This window comes from Tenacibaculum sp. 1_MG-2023, from assembly GCF_030547425.1.
In the GTDB taxonomy this organism is placed as follows: Bacteria; Bacteroidota; Bacteroidia; order Flavobacteriales; family Flavobacteriaceae; genus Polaribacter.
In genome coordinates, this window is sequence record NZ_JAUORH010000011.1 from 1 (window position 1) to 16,632 (window position 16,632).

The window sequence follows — 16,632 nt, forward strand, 5'->3', positions numbered from 1 at the left end:
TAAATTCTTCATCAAATCTGACCTAAATAATAATTATTTATCGAAATTAGAGGTGTCCTAAAAAGGGGAAGCCTACAGCTATAGATGATGCTATTACCTATTTTTCTAAAACTAATTAACAAAAAAGACTTTAGTTAATACACTAAAGTCTTTTTCTTATATCCTATATTAAATAGTTTTTAACAAATATAGTCCATAGTGGTAGGTCTGTAACAACATACCTTTACTCCATCTTGATAAATAAAAGAACCATCTCCTCCACATTCTTTAGGGAAAGGAAAAGGTACTGCATTTCCTCCTTTAATGTTTTTTAACGTTGTTTTTGTTAACTCTTGTGATCCTTCTACGTTTAAAATTACTTTTTTCATTATAAAGTTTTTTAGGGGTTATAAATATTATTCTACCCTCCGAAAATAATCTTTAAAAAAGAGTTTGCTATAAAAAAAACCATACTTTTAGTAGGGAAAAACCATACTTTTATCCTTTTTCATTACCTTCCATAAGGGTTTCTAACCTTCTGTCTGGTGTTAACCAAATTAGAGCTACAACAATGTAACATATTATAGCAATCCATGTATAAACATAAGCTAAAGGTATAGCTGCAATACATAAAATTAAAGACGTATACTCTTTTAATCCGTTGGTACATAATTGAGATAAAGCATGATTATCACCGTGGTATTTAATTAGTACTTTTTCTAAAATAAAATAAGCCATAGCACACATAAGTAAAATAAAGCCATAAGTAGCTACGGGTAAAGCTTCATAATAGTGTTCGTGCTCCCCTATCCAACTTGTAGTAAACGGAATTAAAGACAGCCAAAACAATAAGTGTAAGTTAGCCCATAAAATTTTGCCATTTACTTTTTCCGTCACCTGCATTAAATGATGATGGTTATTCCAATAAATTCCTAAGTAAATAAAGCTTAATAAATAACTTATAAATACAGGAGCTACTGATAGTAATCCTTCAAATGTCGTATCCTCTGGTGCTTTTATTTCTAATACCATAATGGTAATTACAATAGCTAAAACACCATCACTAAATGCTTCTAACCTGCCTGTTTTCATATAATTATTTGTTGATTACACTATAGTTATCTACCAAAACGTCTTTGCTCTGGTAATGGAATTCGTTCAGTTTCGTTTCGTACAGAAGGAAACTTATTATTCTTCCAGTTTTCTTTGGCTTGTTCTATCAATTCTTTATCTGAAGCAACAAAATTCCACTCAATAAAACGCTCTTCTTTAAATCTTTTTCCTCCAAAAATATATACGGTAGAGTTTGCCACTATATCAAAGCTACACAGCGTACTATCTTTTGCTACTAATAATTGTTTGGAATCATAAGTATGTCCATCACTAGTAATACTTCCTTCTAAAATATATAAGGCACTTTCACCGAACAGATGTTCTCCAACTTCTACTTTTTTGTCTTCTTTTGAAGTTATCTCAATAAAAAATAACGGACTATACACTGGAACAGGTGATTGTTTACCAAACGCTTTTCCTGCGATGAGCTTAAACTGTACTCCATCAGTTTCCCAACTGGGAATATCATCCGCGGAAACATGTGTAAAAGAAGGTTCACATTGTTCTTCACTTAAAGGTAAAGCTACCCATATTTGTAATCCATGAAGTTTCTTAGTTGAATTCCTTAATCGTTCAGGAGTTCTTTCAGTATGTACGACTCCTTTTCCTGCTGTCATCCAATTAACTGCTCCTGGAGTTATTTCTATTTCAGTCCCTATACTATCTCGATGCAAAATAGCTCCTTCAAACAAAAAGGTAAGTGTAGATATACCTATATGAGGGTGCATAGCTATATCTAAATTATCTTTTTCGCTAAGTTTTACGGGTCCCATATGATCAATAAAAATAAAAGGACCTACCATTCGTTTTTGTCTGAATGGTAATAAACGGCCTACCAGAAAATTACCAATACTCGCTGCTCTCTCTTCAATTATTAGTTTCGTGTTAGACATTTTATATACCTATTAAGGGTTTAATCAAAAAAAGTAACTCTTTGATTTAGAGTTACTTTTTTAAAGTTATTGTTAATCTTCTAAATATCCAAACTTTCCAGTATTGAAATCTTGAAATGCTTCTATCAACTCTTGTTTAGTATTCATTACAAACGGACCATGTGCTGCAATAGGTTCGTTTAAAGGCTCACCGCTTAATACTAAAATTACTGCATCTTCTAAGGCTTCTAAAGTAAATGTATCTCCATCATTTTTGAACAATGCAAAGTGATCTTCTAAAACGTTATTTGATTCATTCACTTTAACACTACCTTCAACTGATAAAATAGCTGTAGTATAGTTTTTTGGAAAGGTTAACTGTGTTTTTACTCCTTTCTTCAACTTTACATTGAACATATTAACTGGCGAAAATGTAGATGCAGGTCCTTTGTTTCCTTTATATTCTCCTGCAATTACTTCTACTTCTCCTCCTCCATCTGCTAATGGTATTTTAACCATTTCTGCATTTGCTATTGCCTGATATTTTGGCGGACTCATTTTATCCTTAGCCGGTAAATTTACCCATAACTGTACCATTTGAAACTCTCCTCCTGTTTTACTCCATTCAGTTTCATGAAATTCTTTGTGTAAAACTCCTGAAGCAGCCGTCATCCACTGTACATCACCTTCACCAATAATTCCTCCACCTCCAGCACTATCTCCATGTTCAACACGCCCTTTATAAGCTATTGTTACAGTTTCAAAACCTCTATGAGGGTGTACTCCCACTCCTTTTGGTTTATCAGTTGGAGGAAAATTGTATTTTGAATTATAATCCAACATAATAAATGGGTCCATTCGTTGCATGGTTGAAGTTCCAGGTATAAAATTATGAACTCTAAATCCATCTCCTACAAAATGAGGAGTTCCTGGTTTTACTATTTTTTCTATATTTCTTGTTTTCATTTTAAATTCCTTTCTTTTAATTACTATAAACTATTAGCTAATTCAATTTCAAATGAATTGTCTAAATAACTACGCTGTAATTGAGGTTTATTTTTAGTCCAATATACACTCTTAACGCTTTCGGAAAGTGTAGACTCATTCCTAAACTCAACTAAAATCGCATTAGGAAATAACACAGTAATAATCTTTTGTAATTTATTTTTATCTATTTCATTGGTATCTTTTGAAATAGCTAAAACCTTGTATGCCTGTTGATATAATTTTTCAATAGCTGTTTCGACATTAGGAACAGTTGAAACTTGCCAATTCAAAATTTTAGGCATTGTTGTATTTTTTGTTACAACTAATGTTTTTAAATGTCTCATAATAAATCCTTTTTTACCCATTAAATGGGATTAATTACTCGATGGTTAACATCGAAATAAATTGCGTTTGTTTTATCTGAAATATTTAGTGAGTTAACCTCTACTTTTTATTTCACTGTAAAATTACAGCAACAAAAAAAGGTATGCATTGATCTATGGTAAGAACGATTTACGATTATCTAACAACCGTAAATCAACAATCATAACTCGTATCTTAATTATTTGGTTTGAAGTTTTCTTCAGCAAGTGATTTACGAACACGACTTAAGCTTTCTGGAGTTATTCCTAAATAAGAAGCTATCATCCACTGAGGAACACGCAACATAATATCTGGATACATACTTACAAAATCTAAATAACGTCTTTTTGCTGATGCTCCTAGTAGTTGACTAATACGTTTGTATAATTGACGAATATGTTTTTGCAATAAATACTCATTTTTCCTTCTAAAATCAGTATTTATTTCTGATACTTTATTGATAAAGCCTTCATCTAACATTACAACCTGTGCATCTTCAACAGCATCAATATAATAATTAGACGGTTCTTGAAAATATACACTACCTCTATCGCTCACAATCCAATTTTCAGTAGCAAACTGTAAAATATTTTCTTTTCCCTCTTCATTTAGGGCATATAAACGTAACAAACCTTTTTCTACAAAAAAGAAATGTGAACACACATCTCCTTCTTTTAATAAAAAATCACTTTTAGAAACGTTTTTTAAAGAAATAAACGATTGTATTTGAGGGTAATCATCTTCTGATAATCCTCCTTTTTCAATAAGATACTTTTTAAAGTTAGGTAGCTCCATACATTGTTGTAATGAGCTACTAAAAATACAGTATTATATACAATATTCTACTTTTCTTTTGAAGTTTTAAGTACTTTACCTCTATATCTAATTGAATTTTTCTGCGTACTATTTACATAGATAGTACTCGATAAGCTAGGATATACTCTAACTATAACGTTATAGTTTTCAGTTGTTGTATTTTTATCCTTTATTTTAAAACTAATTTTGTAACTATTCTCTTTATCTTCAGATACAACTAAACCTTCAGGAGCTCCTTCAAATTCAATTCCAATATCTCTACCTCCATAAGATCCACCTGCTTGTCGCTCACCAAAATAAGGCAAATACGCCGCAACACTATCTTTTTTCATTCTAAAAAAGTTGCTATTCCCTATTAAATTAATGTTTCCTGCGTTACTTCCTATAGGTAACAGACCTGCATTAGCTAATTGTGCCATTGCATTTGTAACCATAGGTTCTGCCCATTCTGCTTCTATTTCAAAAGTTTTACTTTCTACAAGAGCGTTTAAATTATCTATTTCTGCCTGTGTTGTATTTTTTGAAGAAGCACAACTAAACAGTACAAAAATTATACTAACTAAAAAAACAACCCTTTTCATATTTCACTGTTTTTAAACCTTCTACAAGTTACTCAAATCTTATGAAACTTTCAAAAAAATAAGACTATTTAACGTTTGTTTTACTCTTTATCAGGTACTGAAAATAACTCTGGTTTTGCTCCTTTAATATCTCTATAAAAATCATAAAAATGATTCATATCAGCACTCATATCATCTGTTAAATAATAAGGAGGTTCTATAATAATTTGCTTGTTTTCAAAATCGAAAGCAAACATTACTATAGGTACATTAGCTCCTTTAGCTATATAATAAAACCCTGTTTTCCAATCTGTTACTCTTGCACGAGTTCCTTCTGGTGATAATGCTAAACGGAATTCATCATGCTCATTAAAAACTGCTACAATTGCATCCACCTTATTTGTGCTTTTACTTCTATCAACAGGAGCCCCCCCTAAAGCTTTAAAAATAAAACCAAAAGGAGGTTTAAATAATGACGCTTTTCCTATGAAATTGATTTTTACACCGATAGTGTTCCTTGCTAAAATAGCAATTGGAAAGTCTTTCCAGCTAGTATGTGGAGCTCCAATAACAACGTATTTTTTTAAGTTTCTTGGAAAATCTCCAACTACCTTCCAGCCTAAAACTTTGTGAAATATAAATTTAGATATCATTTACTAGGTATAAAGGTCAATGATACGGTTTTCTCTACAAAAATCAAATAATTTTAACCTATCTTGTCCTATATTTGTTCACATAATAAACTATTATTTATTCTAATGAATACTACTCTCTTACTTATTTTAATTGCTGTTAGCACCTTACTAATTGGGTTTGTTATTGGAAGCTTACTCTCTAAATTAAAGTTTAAACAACAAACTTCTGATTTAGAAAAAGAGATTGTTACCCTACAAAACCATCAAGCCAATTTTGAAATTCAGAAAAAAGAAAAAGAAGACTCATTTTCTCAGCAAAAAGAAGACTTTTTAAAGCGATTAGATGAAAAAGCTAAAGAAAATAATGAATTACGTCGTGAAAAAGAGTTTACTGCTCTTGAATTGGCTAGAAAAAATGAAGAGTTAAAAAACCTACAGTTAAAACTAAATGAAAATAAAGAGGAAGTAGAAAAACTACAGGATAAATTTACCAAAGAGTTTGAAAACTTAGCAAACAAAATTCTAGACGAGAAATCGAATAAATTTACTGAGCAAAATAAGAAAAATATAAAGGATATTTTAAATCCGCTTCAAGAAAAAATTCAAACCTTTGAAAAAAAGGTTGAAGACACTCAAAAAGAAAGTATTTCGATGCATTCTGCTTTAAAAGAGCAGTTATTAGGGTTAAAAGAGTTAAACGCTCAAATGAGCAAGGAAACCTTAAACCTTACCAAGGCTTTAAAAGGTGATAGTAAAACGCAAGGAAATTGGGGAGAACTGGTACTTGAACGCGTTTTAGAAAAATCTGGTTTAGAAAAAGATAGAGAGTATTTTGTACAACAATCTTTTACTAACGATGAAGGTAAACGTATTATGCCTGATGTGGTGATTCACTTACCAGACAATAAAAAAATGGTAGTCGATTCAAAAGTATCATTAACTGCATATGAACAATATGTAAATAGTGAAGACGATATTGAAAAAGAACGTTTTGTAAAAGAACATGTAAACTCGTTAAAAAGACATGTTGAACAACTTTCAGAAAAGAAATATGAAGATATTTATAAGATAGAATCTCCTGATTTTGTTCTGTTATTTGTACCTATTGAACCTGCTTTTGCAGTAGCTTTAAATGAAGACAATACTTTATATAATAAAGCTTTTGAAAGGAATATTGTTATTGTTACTCCAACTACTTTATTAGCTACCTTACGCACTATTGATACCATGTGGAATAACGAAAAGCAACAACGCAATGCTTTAGAAATTGCACGACAAGCGGGAGCTTTATATGATAAGTTTAACGGATTATTAACTGATTTAGTTAATATTGGAAAGAAAATAGATGGTACTAAAGCCGATTATGCCGCAGCTATGAATAAGTTGGTAGAAGGTCGTGGAAACTTAATTACGAGTGTAGAAAAACTAAAGAAAATGGGAGCGAAAGCTAAAAAAGCACTTCCTGAAAAAATTCTTGAACGAGCTCAAGATAATGATGAATAATTAAAAAGGCGCTCTTAATTAAGAACGCCTTATGTTTTTTATCCGAAGACATCATCTTCTCTACATAATAAACAAACGTCTGTTGTGCATTAAGTCATATACCTTCTCTCCTACTGTTTCTAATACTTCTTCTTTCTCAGCATTCATTAATGCCTCATCAATTAAGTTTACGATTACTTCCATATCGTCTTCTTTTAAACCACGTGTAGTAACTGCGGCTGTACCTACACGGATACCTGAAGTTACAAATGGTGATTCAGTATCAAAAGGAACCATATTTTTATTTACTGTAATGTCTGCTTTACCTAAAGCATCTTCAGCAGCTTTTCCAGTAAGCTTTTTATTGCGTAAATCAATTAGCATACAATGGTTATCTGTACCTCCAGAAATAATTTCATATCCTTTAGCTACAAATGCTTTTGCCATTGCCTGTGCATTTTCTTTTACCTGAATTTGATATTCTAAAAATTCATCTGTTAATGCTTCACCAAAAGCAACAGCTTTTGCAGCAATAACATGCTCTAATGGTCCACCTTGATTTCCTGGGAATACAGCAGAATTAATCAATGTAGACATTTTCTTTAATTTTCCTGATTTTAATTTTAATCCGAACGGATTTTCAAAATCTTTTCCAATCATAATCATTCCACCACGAGGTCCACGTAATGTTTTGTGAGTCGTTGTAGTAACTATATGACAGTGTGGTAACGGATCAGATAAAATTCCTTTTGCTATTAGTCCTGCTGGATGTGAAATATCAGCCATTAAAATAGCACCAACGCTATCAGCAACTTCTCTAAACTTTTTAAAATCAATATCACGAGAATAAGCTGAAGCCCCTGCAATGATTAATTTAGGTTTATGCTCTTTTGCTTGTTGTTCTAAATGATCATAATCAATATACCCTGTTTCTTTTACTACTCCGTAAAATACTGGGTTATATAATTTTCCTGAAAAATTTACTGGTGAACCATGTGTTAAGTGACCTCCGTGAGATAAATCAAACCCTAAAATAGTATCACCTGGTTGTAAACAAGCTGCAAAAACTGCTGTATTTGCCTGACTCCCAGAGTGTGGTTGTACATTTACATACTCCGCTCCAAATAATTCTTTAGCTCTATCAATCGCAATTTGTTCAACGATATCTACTACTTCACACCCTCCATAGTAACGCTTACCAGGGTATCCTTCAGCATATTTATTTGTTAAAACTGATCCTTGAGCTTCCATTACTTGGTCGCTAACAAAATTTTCAGAAGCAATCAACTCTAAACCATTTAGTTGACGTTCTTTTTCTTCTTGAATTAAATCAAATATTTGATGATCTTTTTGCATGTTGTTTGTTTTGCTGTGTAAAGTAGCCAAATGTACTAAAATTTATGTATCCTTTTTTAAGGATTTTTAAAGAAGTTTACTCTAAAATACTTTCACATTTTTTTTACTCATCTTTTTGGGGTAAATTGAAAAAAATATGTAGGTTTGGTGAAAATATAACAAAAACGATAAATGGAAATAACTGCTAATAACCCGAATAGAAAATCTTGGTTAACTGTAGCTGAAAACTCAGATTTTCCTATTCAAAACATACCTTTTGGGGTTTTTCTTACAAAAGATGATATTATAACGATTGGTACAAGAATCGGTGATTACGCGATAGATTTAGGTGCCTTACATCAATTAGGATACTTTGATGGAATTCCGTTAACAGACGATATTTTCTTGCAAGATACCTTAAATGATTTTATTGCTGACGGACGCAAAACTTGGCGTTTGGTTCGTAATAGAATCGCTGATATTTTTGATGTAAAAAATAGTAAGCTACGAGATAATGCTGAACATAAAGACAAAATAATCTTTAGAATGGATGAAGTTGAAATGCAACTTCCTGTTTCTGTAGGAGATTACACTGATTTTTATGCAAGTAAAGAACATGCAACTAATGTAGGAAGTTTATTTAGAGATCCTGAAAATGCTTTATTACCAAACTGGTTACAAATTCCTATTGGTTACCACGGAAGGAGTTCTTCTATTGTACCTTCAGGAACTCCAGTTCGTCGTCCTATTGGGCAACAACGTCCTAGTGAGGGAGAAACTACACCTAACTTTGGTCCTTCAAAATTATTAGATTTTGAATTAGAAATGGCATTCATTACTACCGTTGCTAACGATTTAGGAGACAGAATTCCTATTAAAGAAGCTGAAGAATATATTTTCGGATTAGTCTTATTTAACGACTGGTCTGCTCGTGATATTCAAGCATGGGAATATGTTCCTTTAGGTCCTTTCTTAGGAAAGAGTTTTGCTTCAACAATTTCACCTTGGATTGTTACTTTAGATGCTTTAGAGCCGTTTAGGGTAGATAACCCAGAACAAGTATATGAGCCTTTACCTTATTTAAAGAAAGAAGGTAAAGACAGTTACGATATTAATTTACAAATGGCTATTCAACCTGAAGGTAAAGAGGAAACTGTAGTTTGTAACTCTAACTTTAAATATATGTACTGGACAATGGTACAACAATTAACACATCATACTGTAAACGGGTGTCCTATTAATGCTGGTGATATGATGGGTAGTGGTACTATTTCCGGACCTACTCAAGACAGTTTTGGTTCTATGTTAGAATTAACTTGGAGAGGTCAAAACCCAATAAAAATGAATGATGGTAGCGAGCGTAAGTTTATTAATGATAACGATACCGTTATTATGCGTGGTTACTCTAAGAATGAAAAAGTTAGAATTGGTTTTGGTGAATGTTCAGGTAAGGTATTACCTGCTAAATAAACACTTTAATCAAATATAATTATATAAAAATCCAGTTCGTACGAACTGGATTTTTATTTTATATCAATTTCTACTCTTCTTCTGGTGGTGGGTGACCGTGAATTTGTTCATACACTTCATCAAAATTACTTCGTAAATAACTGTTTAATTTTTTACGATAATCATCTTGCAACCAGTCAATAAAATTATGTGTGCTTTTTGATATACATTTTGAATATCTAAAAATTCTATCATCAATATCGCCTCCTAATTTTTTAGCTAAAATAAGCGCATCAAAAACATCTTCACTATTTTCAACACACATTTTAGCATGATGTTCTATTGATTTTTCTAATACTCTTTTTGATGATTCCCCTCCTTGTATAGTATCTCTATATACTTTTTTAACATCAAAGTACAAGTCTTTAGAATTTGCAAACTCAGCTTTTACATCCGCTGGTAATTCATATTTAAAGTCATTTTCTATTTCTTCATCAGATAATAAGTTATCTAAATAGAAGTTTGGAGCTCTAAACATTTTTTGCCAATCTAAATCAGCACCCCAAGGTCCAAAACGATGGAAGTTATTACCTAAATCAATTACATTAAATTCTGACTTCCCTGGTAAAATACGAGAACCACGACCAATCATCTGATAATACAGTGTTAAAGATTTCGTAGCTCTATTTAATATAATAGACCCTACTGTTGGTTCATCAAATCCAGTTGTTAAAATACTAACCGAAGTAATAATTGCATTGGGTGTTTTATGAAACCACTTTAAAATAAAATCACGTTCTTTTTTTGTATTCGTGTTATCTAAATGAGCTATTGGATATCCTGCTCTTTTAAAAGTATCATACACATGTAATGATGTATTAATACCATTATTAAAAATTAAAGTTTTAGTTCCTTTTGCTCGTTCTTCATAAGCTTGTAAAAGCTTAGAAAGCATATCGGTATTCGTATATAAATCTTCTGATGATTTTACTGTATAATCTCCATTTGCTCCTACTTCTAATGAAGTTAACCCTACATTGTAAGAGTAAATATTTGCTTTCGCTAAGTATTCATTTTGAATTAAGGCTCCAATACTTTCCCCGTCAATAAGTTCGTCATAATTATCCTTCATAGGAAGCTTAATATTTGAACTTAAAGGAGTTGCTGTTACCCCTAGTATAAAAGATCTATCAAAAAACTTAAATAGTTTAGTAAATGAGTTATAGTGAGCCTCATCAATAATTACTAAACCAACATCTGAAATATCTAACATATCGTCATTTAAACGATTGTTTAGGGTTTCAACCATAGCCACAAAGCAATCAAACTCATCTTGGTCCTCTAAACTTGCTTTGCTATCAATAATTTTATTAACTACACCAAATTCTTTAAGCATTTTCGCGGTCTGTTTGCACAGTTCTATTCGGTGCGTCATTATCAATACTTTCTTTTGATAATGCTTTAAGTATTGACGTGTAATTTCAGAGAAAATAACTGTTTTTCCTCCTCCAGTAGGTAGTTGATAAAGTAAATGGTAATTTTCGGGGGCATTCTCAAAACTTTTGAAAATTTTGTACAATGCTTCTTTTTGATAATCGTATAAATTTTTTCCTTTCTTTGGTTGTGAAGTTGCTGTTTCGTTACTCAAATCTCTATAATTTTGAAATATGCAAAAATACGAGGTATTTAAGGAAATCCCATTAAAAATGGCATCTTTTTTAGATTTTTTTCAAATTAATACGAGCAATATTATAATGAGAAGCATGTGAAACCACTTCTCCATTTTTAACTACCAACAACTGAGGAGATTGATGTAAAACCTGAAAAGTATACCCTATTTCATTAGAAATCCCCCTATAACTAAGCAAGTCAAGATAATACACTTTAAAGTCTTTTAGCTCTTCATCAAAACTGTTTACAAAACGTTTAATTACCATACTGCTAATACCACATCTTGTTGAATGTTTAAAAATAGCTACGGGCTCTTTTTTTGATAATTCTTTTATCTCTTTTATTTGCTCTAATGAAGTTAATGGAATCCAATTAATAAACGATTTATCTTCTCCTCTATTTATCTCTTTTCTTCCAAAAACAGTACTTAATACTCCCATAAAATCCTTATTTTAGTAACATATTTTACTCTTAGTTATTACAACAACAGTCAAAAAGTCATGAAAAATTCATTTTTAAAGACAAAATGTCTTTTTTCTCTTTAAAAAATCAATTGGTATTGAATTTGACTTTTATTGAGAAAAATAAAAACGATATGAATTTTAACAATTATACAATAAAATCACAAGAAGCCATACAGCAAGCGCAACAATTAGCGCAAAGCTATGGCAACAACCTTATAGAAAATGAACACATTTTCAAAGCCTTACTTTTAGTCGATGAAAATGTGCTTCCTTTCATACTAAAGAAGTTAAACATTAATATTGATGTTGTACAACAGGTATTAGATAAACAATTAGAAAGTTTTTCTAAAGTTACTGGTGCTGATTTAATGCTTTCTCGAGAAGCTAACAAAACATTAAATGAGGCTTCCATCGTTGCTAAAAAAATGAACGATGAATACGTTTCTATTGAACATTTAATTTTAGCTATTTTTAAATCTAAAAGTCAAATAGCACAAGTATTAAAAGATCAAGGTGTTACTGAGAAAAGTTTAAAAGCAGCTATTGAGGAGTTACGTAAGGGAAACCGTGTTACCTCCCAAAGTGCTGAAGATACTTATAACTCTTTGAATAAATATGCTAAAAACTTAAATCAATTAGCACAAGACGGAAAATTAGATCCCGTAATTGGTCGTGATGAAGAGATTAGACGTTTATTACAAATTTTATCGCGTAGAACAAAAAACAACCCTATTTTAGTTGGTGAGCCTGGTACTGGAAAAACAGCTATTGCAGAAGGGTTGGCACACCGAATTATTCGTGGTGATGTTCCTGAAAACCTGAAAGAAAAGCAAATTTTCTCTTTAGATATGGGGGCGCTAATTGCTGGAGCCAAATATAAAGGTGAGTTCGAAGAACGTTTAAAATCTGTAGTAAAAGAAGTTACAAAGTCTGAAGGAGACATCGTACTATTCATTGACGAAATTCATACTTTAGTAGGCGCTGGAGGAGGTCAAGGAGCTATGGATGCTGCTAATATTTTAAAACCAGCTTTAGCTCGTGGTGAATTGAGAGCTATTGGTGCAACGACACTAGATGAATATCAAAAATATTTTGAAAAAGATAAAGCTTTAGAGCGTCGTTTTCAAAAAGTAATGGTAAACGAACCTGATACAGAAAGCGCTATTTCTATTTTACGTGGTATTAAAGATAAATATGAAACACACCACAAAGTTCGTATAAAAGACGAAGCTATTATAGGGGCTGTAGAATTATCACAACGTTATATCACCAATCGATTTTTACCAGATAAGGCTATTGATTTAATGGACGAAGCAGCTTCTAAATTACGTATGGAAATCAATTCTAAACCAGAAGAATTAGATGTGTTAGATCGTAAAATCATGCAGTTAGAAATTGAAATTGAAGCGATTAAGCGTGAAAATGATGAAACTAAGTTAAAATCTTTAAATGCCGATTTAGCCAATTTAAAGGAAGAACGTAATGAAATCAATGCCAAATGGCAATCAGAAAAAAGCATTGTAGATACCGTTCAGAGTTTAAAAACTGATATTGAAAACTATAAACTTGAAGCTGAAAAAGCAGAACGTAATGGTGATTATGGTAAAGTAGCCGAGTTACGTTATGGTAAAATAAAAGATGCACAAGAAGAACTTGATAAACAACAAGAAATCTTAGCGAATCAAAGTGAGAATGCATTAATTAAAGAGGAAGTTACTTATGATGACATTGCTGAAGTTGTAGCTAAATGGACGGGAGTTCCTGTAACTAAAATGTTACAATCAGAGCGTGAAAAGTTATTAAAATTAGAAGATGAATTACATAACCGTGTAGTTGGTCAAGAAGAAGCTATTGAAGCAGTTTCTGATGCGGTACGTCGTTCTAGATCAGGATTACAGAACCCAAATAAACCTATTGGTTCGTTCTTGTTCTTAGGAACAACTGGAGTCGGTAAAACAGAATTAGCGAAAGCTTTAGCTGAATATTTATTTGACGATGAAAACGCCATGACCCGTATTGATATGAGTGAATATCAAGAGCGTCATTCTGTAAGCAGGTTGGTTGGAGCACCTCCGGGATACGTAGGTTATGATGAAGGTGGGCAATTAACAGAAGCTGTTCGTAGAAAACCTTATTCTGTTGTGTTGTTAGATGAAATTGAAAAAGCGCATCCTGACACCTTTAACGTCTTACTACAAGTATTAGATGAAGGTAGGTTAACTGATAATAAGGGTCGTGTTGCTGATTTTAAAAACACCATTATTATTATGACCTCTAATATGGGAAGTCATATTATTCAAGAAAAATTTGATACTATGAAAGGTGATATTCATACAACTATGGATTTAGCAAAAACAGAAGTTTTAGGACTGTTAAAACAATCGGTAAGACCTGAGTTTTTAAATAGAATTGATGATATTATTTTATTTACTCCGCTATCTCAAGATAATATTAAAGAAATTGTAAAACTACAATTGAATAGCGTTAAAAAAATGATAGCGAAACAAAACATAATTTTTGATGCTACTGATGAAGCTATTGCTTATTTAGCTATAAAGGGATATCAACCAGAGTTTGGTGCACGTCCTGTAAAGCGAGTGATTCAAAAAGAGGTTTTAAATCAATTATCTAAAGAAATTTTATCAGGACAAGTAACTACTGATAGTATTATTTTACTAGACGCTTTTGATAATGAATTGGTATTTAGAAATCAATCTGATTTAATAGAAAGTTAACTATTTATTTTATAGTTAGTTTATAGAGAGCGGTGTTTAAAAAAGCATCGCTTTTTATTTTTTAACTATATTGGCTCTTCAAAACAATTACTTATCGTGAAAAAATATCTTTTAGGTTGTATTCTTGCTTTTAGTACATTAATTTCTTGCTCTCAAAAAGAAGTTAATACTACTTATTACTTAATTCGTCATGCTGAAAAGGACAGAACAGATCAAAAAAATAAAAATCCGAACTTAAACGATATTGGACAACAGCGAGCTGAAAAATGGAAAAAATATTTTGAAGACATTCATTTAGATGCTATATATTCTACCAATTATAATAGAACAATACAAACTGCGACACCTGTAGCAAAAAGTAAAAAATTAGAAATTACCATTTATGATCCAAATAAGGTCTACGATGATAATTTTAAGAAAAACACAAAAGGAAAATCTGTTTTAATAGTTGGTCATAGTAACACTACTCCTTCTTTTGCTAACAAAATTTTAAATATAAAAAAATACGAGCAAATGGATGAAAATGATAACTCTAGTGTATTTGTTATTTCGGTTAAAATATCTTCTGATAAGAAAGAAGTATCCTCTAAAAGGTTAACAATTGATTAGTTTAATTTAATATCATTTAAAACAATTTCAGAAAGTTTTTTCAGCTTACCTTCTTCATATAATTTATCAATAGTGTAAAAGTCAATATCCTTATTTAAAGGCTTATAATTGTTATAGTCTACAAAACGGATACCGTTTACTATTTTTTCCTCTTTTACATCCCTAAAACGTACTCCTCCTCCATTTGTATGATATTTATACGCTAAATATTCTACCTGAAAACTATCTTTTGCAAACCAATATATAAACACATCATCAAAATCTTCTCCTCCGCCCTCTTCTGCAAAAGTGACTCTAATTTTATAATACTCCTTTCCTTTTATCATAACAGGCTCTAGTAACTTTTTTTGAACTGCTTTATCATTTAACCCAAAAGGTAAGACTGAAAAATAATGAACCGAATTCACAGAGTTGCTATAGCGATTTTTATCTTTTTCTGTTAGTTCAACTAAGCTATCATTTACAAAGCGTCTGAAATTCTCATTCGATAACACATCTTTTATTATTACTGAGTCATTTTTTATAGTTCTAACTAATTTAAAAGTACCATTATTTCTAGTCGCTTTGTAATGATTTTTTCTAAAGTTAAAGGAAATTGTAGCGTTTCCTATTTCATTTAATTTAGAATACTCTATTGACTTATCTATTATTTGTTGGGCTGTAAATTTTGGCTTACATGAAACAATTAATAAAAGTAGTGAAATGTATAAATATCGCATAAAATTTTGTTTGTTTTGGTCGTTAAATCGTAAACAAATTTACAAGTATTCATTAATTTTACTTGTTAAGTTTAACATAAAAAATAGAGCTACAATTACGTAGCTCTATACAAGGGGATTAAAACTTATTGGTTTAAAACCTCATACCTACTCCAAAACCAATTAGTAACGGGTTAATATCTACTTCAGCTGGTACTGTTGCTACACCTGCATTTACAGAAACATTAGTACTTAATCCAATATACTTAGCATCTACGTTTAAAAACCAAGTATCGTCTAAATCATAATCGAAACCTAATTGAAGTGCATATCCAAAGCCATTTTCATAGTCTACATCAACCACTGCTCCTGGATCAAAATTATAAAAAATAGTATAATTTACACCAGCTCCTACGTAAGGTTTAAAATCACTTATATTAAAATGATATTGCAACGTTAATGTTGGAGGTAACAACCAAACATCACCTAAATTAACATTTCCTAAGGTCGTATTTACAGCTTTTACATCATGGTTAGTCGTTCCTAAAATTAATTCAGCTGCTATATTTTCTGTAAAATAGTATGTAAAATCAAGCTCAGGAATAAAGTTTTTACCTATTTCAACATCACCACCAATAGTACCAATTGTTGCTGATTCATTAGGTAAAACAGTTACCCATCTAAAACGCGCTTGCCATTTTTTAAAATCATTTTTTTTAGAAGTCTCTTGTGCATTTACATTACTAAAAAACAAGGTTCCTAATACAATACTTAATATAATTTTTTTCATGATTATAAATTTAATTTTTGAGCAAAATTACACTCCACTCTTCCCTAAAAACATGACTTTAATCATAGCCTAAT

Annotated in this window: 17 protein-coding genes; 4 read left to right on the forward strand and 13 right to left on the reverse strand. The window is 31.3% G+C overall.

The features are described 5' to 3' along the window. Positions 1-179 precede the first annotated feature (179 nt). The 8 genes from Q4517_RS08900 to Q4517_RS08935 form a co-directional block, all read right to left on the reverse strand. A complete protein-coding gene (locus Q4517_RS08900; protein ID WP_115901322.1) occupies positions 180-368 on the reverse strand; it encodes a hypothetical protein in 189 nt (62 codons plus the stop codon). 109 nt (positions 369-477) lie between these two features. Further along, positions 478-1,071 carry a TMEM175 family protein gene (locus Q4517_RS08905; RefSeq protein ID WP_303508192.1) on the reverse strand — a complete coding sequence of 198 codons (594 nt, stop codon included), beginning with the start codon at positions 1,069-1,071 and terminating at the stop codon, positions 478-480. Positions 1,072-1,097: 26 nt separating this feature from the next. Beyond that, on the reverse strand, positions 1,098-1,985 hold the full coding sequence (locus Q4517_RS08910; RefSeq protein ID WP_303508195.1) for a pirin family protein: 888 nt from the start codon (positions 1,983-1,985) through the stop codon (positions 1,098-1,100). Between the two features lie 72 nt (positions 1,986-2,057). Beyond that, positions 2,058-2,930: a pirin family protein gene (locus Q4517_RS08915; protein WP_303508197.1), complete on the reverse strand. Its 873-nt coding sequence runs from the start codon at positions 2,928-2,930 to the stop codon at positions 2,058-2,060. 23 nt (positions 2,931-2,953) lie between these two features. After that, on the reverse strand, positions 2,954-3,295 hold the full coding sequence (locus Q4517_RS08920; RefSeq protein ID WP_303508199.1) for a hypothetical protein: 342 nt from the start codon (positions 3,293-3,295) through the stop codon (positions 2,954-2,956). A 214-nt stretch (positions 3,296-3,509) separates the two neighbouring features. Next, the gene (locus Q4517_RS08925; RefSeq protein WP_303508202.1) at positions 3,510-4,109 is read right to left on the reverse strand and encodes a Crp/Fnr family transcriptional regulator; all 600 of its coding nucleotides are present in this window, start codon (positions 4,107-4,109) and stop codon (positions 3,510-3,512) included. A gap of 47 nt (positions 4,110-4,156) precedes the next feature. Then, entirely contained in the window at positions 4,157-4,711 is a 555-nt protein-coding gene (locus Q4517_RS08930) for a DUF4251 domain-containing protein (RefSeq protein ID WP_303508204.1), read from the reverse strand. Between the two features lie 80 nt (positions 4,712-4,791). Continuing rightward, positions 4,792-5,343: a 1-acyl-sn-glycerol-3-phosphate acyltransferase gene (locus tag Q4517_RS08935; RefSeq protein WP_303508207.1), complete on the reverse strand. Its 552-nt coding sequence runs from the start codon at positions 5,341-5,343 to the stop codon at positions 4,792-4,794. A 105-nt stretch (positions 5,344-5,448) separates the two neighbouring features. Between Q4517_RS08935 and rmuC the strand changes: the two genes are divergently transcribed. After that, positions 5,449-6,828: a DNA recombination protein RmuC gene (gene rmuC, locus Q4517_RS08940; protein ID WP_303508210.1), complete on the forward strand. Its 1,380-nt coding sequence runs from the start codon at positions 5,449-5,451 to the stop codon at positions 6,826-6,828. Positions 6,829-6,888: 60 nt separating this feature from the next. Here the strand turns inward: rmuC and glyA are convergent, their stop codons facing one another. Continuing rightward, on the reverse strand, positions 6,889-8,163 hold the full coding sequence (gene glyA / locus Q4517_RS08945) for a serine hydroxymethyltransferase (RefSeq protein ID WP_303508213.1): 1,275 nt from the start codon (positions 8,161-8,163) through the stop codon (positions 6,889-6,891). A 171-nt stretch (positions 8,164-8,334) separates the two neighbouring features. On the opposite strand from glyA, the gene fahA reads away from it, so the two are divergent. Continuing rightward, on the forward strand, positions 8,335-9,612 hold the full coding sequence (gene fahA, locus Q4517_RS08950; RefSeq protein ID WP_303508216.1) for a fumarylacetoacetase: 1,278 nt from the start codon (positions 8,335-8,337) through the stop codon (positions 9,610-9,612). A 70-nt stretch (positions 9,613-9,682) separates the two neighbouring features. Here the strand turns inward: fahA and Q4517_RS08955 are convergent, their stop codons facing one another. Then, positions 9,683-11,239, reverse strand: a complete 1,557-nt coding sequence (locus tag Q4517_RS08955; protein ID WP_303508218.1) for a DEAD/DEAH box helicase — start codon at positions 11,237-11,239, stop codon at positions 9,683-9,685. A 70-nt stretch (positions 11,240-11,309) separates the two neighbouring features. Beyond that, complete coding sequence (gene ytxJ / locus Q4517_RS08960; RefSeq protein WP_303508221.1) at positions 11,310-11,702, reverse strand: bacillithiol system redox-active protein YtxJ; 393 nt, start codon at positions 11,700-11,702, stop codon at positions 11,310-11,312. A gap of 155 nt (positions 11,703-11,857) precedes the next feature. On the opposite strand from ytxJ, the gene clpB reads away from it, so the two are divergent. Both clpB and Q4517_RS08970 read left to right on the forward strand, forming a co-directional pair. Next, the gene (gene clpB, locus Q4517_RS08965) at positions 11,858-14,461 is read left to right on the forward strand and encodes an ATP-dependent chaperone ClpB (protein ID WP_303508225.1); all 2,604 of its coding nucleotides are present in this window, start codon (positions 11,858-11,860) and stop codon (positions 14,459-14,461) included. Positions 14,462-14,557: 96 nt separating this feature from the next. Continuing rightward, complete coding sequence (locus Q4517_RS08970) at positions 14,558-15,070, forward strand: histidine phosphatase family protein (RefSeq protein ID WP_303508228.1); 513 nt, start codon at positions 14,558-14,560, stop codon at positions 15,068-15,070. On the opposite strand, the gene Q4517_RS08975 is transcribed toward Q4517_RS08970, so the two are convergent. Next, the gene (locus Q4517_RS08975; RefSeq protein ID WP_303508231.1) at positions 15,067-15,789 is read right to left on the reverse strand and encodes a DUF6503 family protein; all 723 of its coding nucleotides are present in this window, start codon (positions 15,787-15,789) and stop codon (positions 15,067-15,069) included. The two genes, Q4517_RS08970 and Q4517_RS08975, sit on opposite strands and share 4 nt — an antisense overlap. Before the next feature lie 133 nt (positions 15,790-15,922). Beyond that, complete coding sequence (locus Q4517_RS08980) at positions 15,923-16,558, reverse strand: OmpW family protein (protein ID WP_303508234.1); 636 nt, start codon at positions 16,556-16,558, stop codon at positions 15,923-15,925. Positions 16,559-16,632 lie beyond the last annotated feature (74 nt).

Bases quoted from the DNA above. Each gene is read 5' to 3' on its own strand.
- Q4517_RS08905 (WP_303508192.1), bottom strand. From the start codon at position 1,071: ATGAAAACAGGCAGGTTAGAAGCATTTAGTGATGGTGTTTTAGCTATT.
- rmuC (WP_303508210.1), top strand. From the start codon at position 5,449: ATGAATACTACTCTCTTACTTATTTTAATTGCTGTTAGCACCTTACTA.
- clpB (WP_303508225.1), top strand. From the start codon at position 11,858: ATGAATTTTAACAATTATACAATAAAATCACAAGAAGCCATACAGCAA.
- Q4517_RS08980 (WP_303508234.1), bottom strand. From the start codon at position 16,558: ATGAAAAAAATTATATTAAGTATTGTATTAGGAACCTTGTTTTTTAGT.
- Q4517_RS08930 (WP_303508204.1), bottom strand. From the start codon at position 4,711: ATGAAAAGGGTTGTTTTTTTAGTTAGTATAATTTTTGTACTGTTTAGT.
- fahA (WP_303508216.1), top strand. From the start codon at position 8,335: ATGGAAATAACTGCTAATAACCCGAATAGAAAATCTTGGTTAACTGTA.
- Q4517_RS08975 (WP_303508231.1), bottom strand. From the start codon at position 15,789: ATGCGATATTTATACATTTCACTACTTTTATTAATTGTTTCATGTAAG.
- Q4517_RS08935 (WP_303508207.1), bottom strand. From the start codon at position 5,343: ATGATATCTAAATTTATATTTCACAAAGTTTTAGGCTGGAAGGTAGTT.
- ytxJ (WP_303508221.1), bottom strand. From the start codon at position 11,702: ATGGGAGTATTAAGTACTGTTTTTGGAAGAAAAGAGATAAATAGAGGA.
- Q4517_RS08900 (WP_115901322.1), bottom strand. From the start codon at position 368: ATGAAAAAAGTAATTTTAAACGTAGAAGGATCACAAGAGTTAACAAAA.
- Q4517_RS08925 (WP_303508202.1), bottom strand. From the start codon at position 4,109: ATGGAGCTACCTAACTTTAAAAAGTATCTTATTGAAAAAGGAGGATTA.
- Q4517_RS08910 (WP_303508195.1), bottom strand. From the start codon at position 1,985: ATGTCTAACACGAAACTAATAATTGAAGAGAGAGCAGCGAGTATTGGT.
- glyA (WP_303508213.1), bottom strand. From the start codon at position 8,163: ATGCAAAAAGATCATCAAATATTTGATTTAATTCAAGAAGAAAAAGAA.
- Q4517_RS08915 (WP_303508197.1), bottom strand. From the start codon at position 2,930: ATGAAAACAAGAAATATAGAAAAAATAGTAAAACCAGGAACTCCTCAT.
- Q4517_RS08920 (WP_303508199.1), bottom strand. From the start codon at position 3,295: ATGAGACATTTAAAAACATTAGTTGTAACAAAAAATACAACAATGCCT.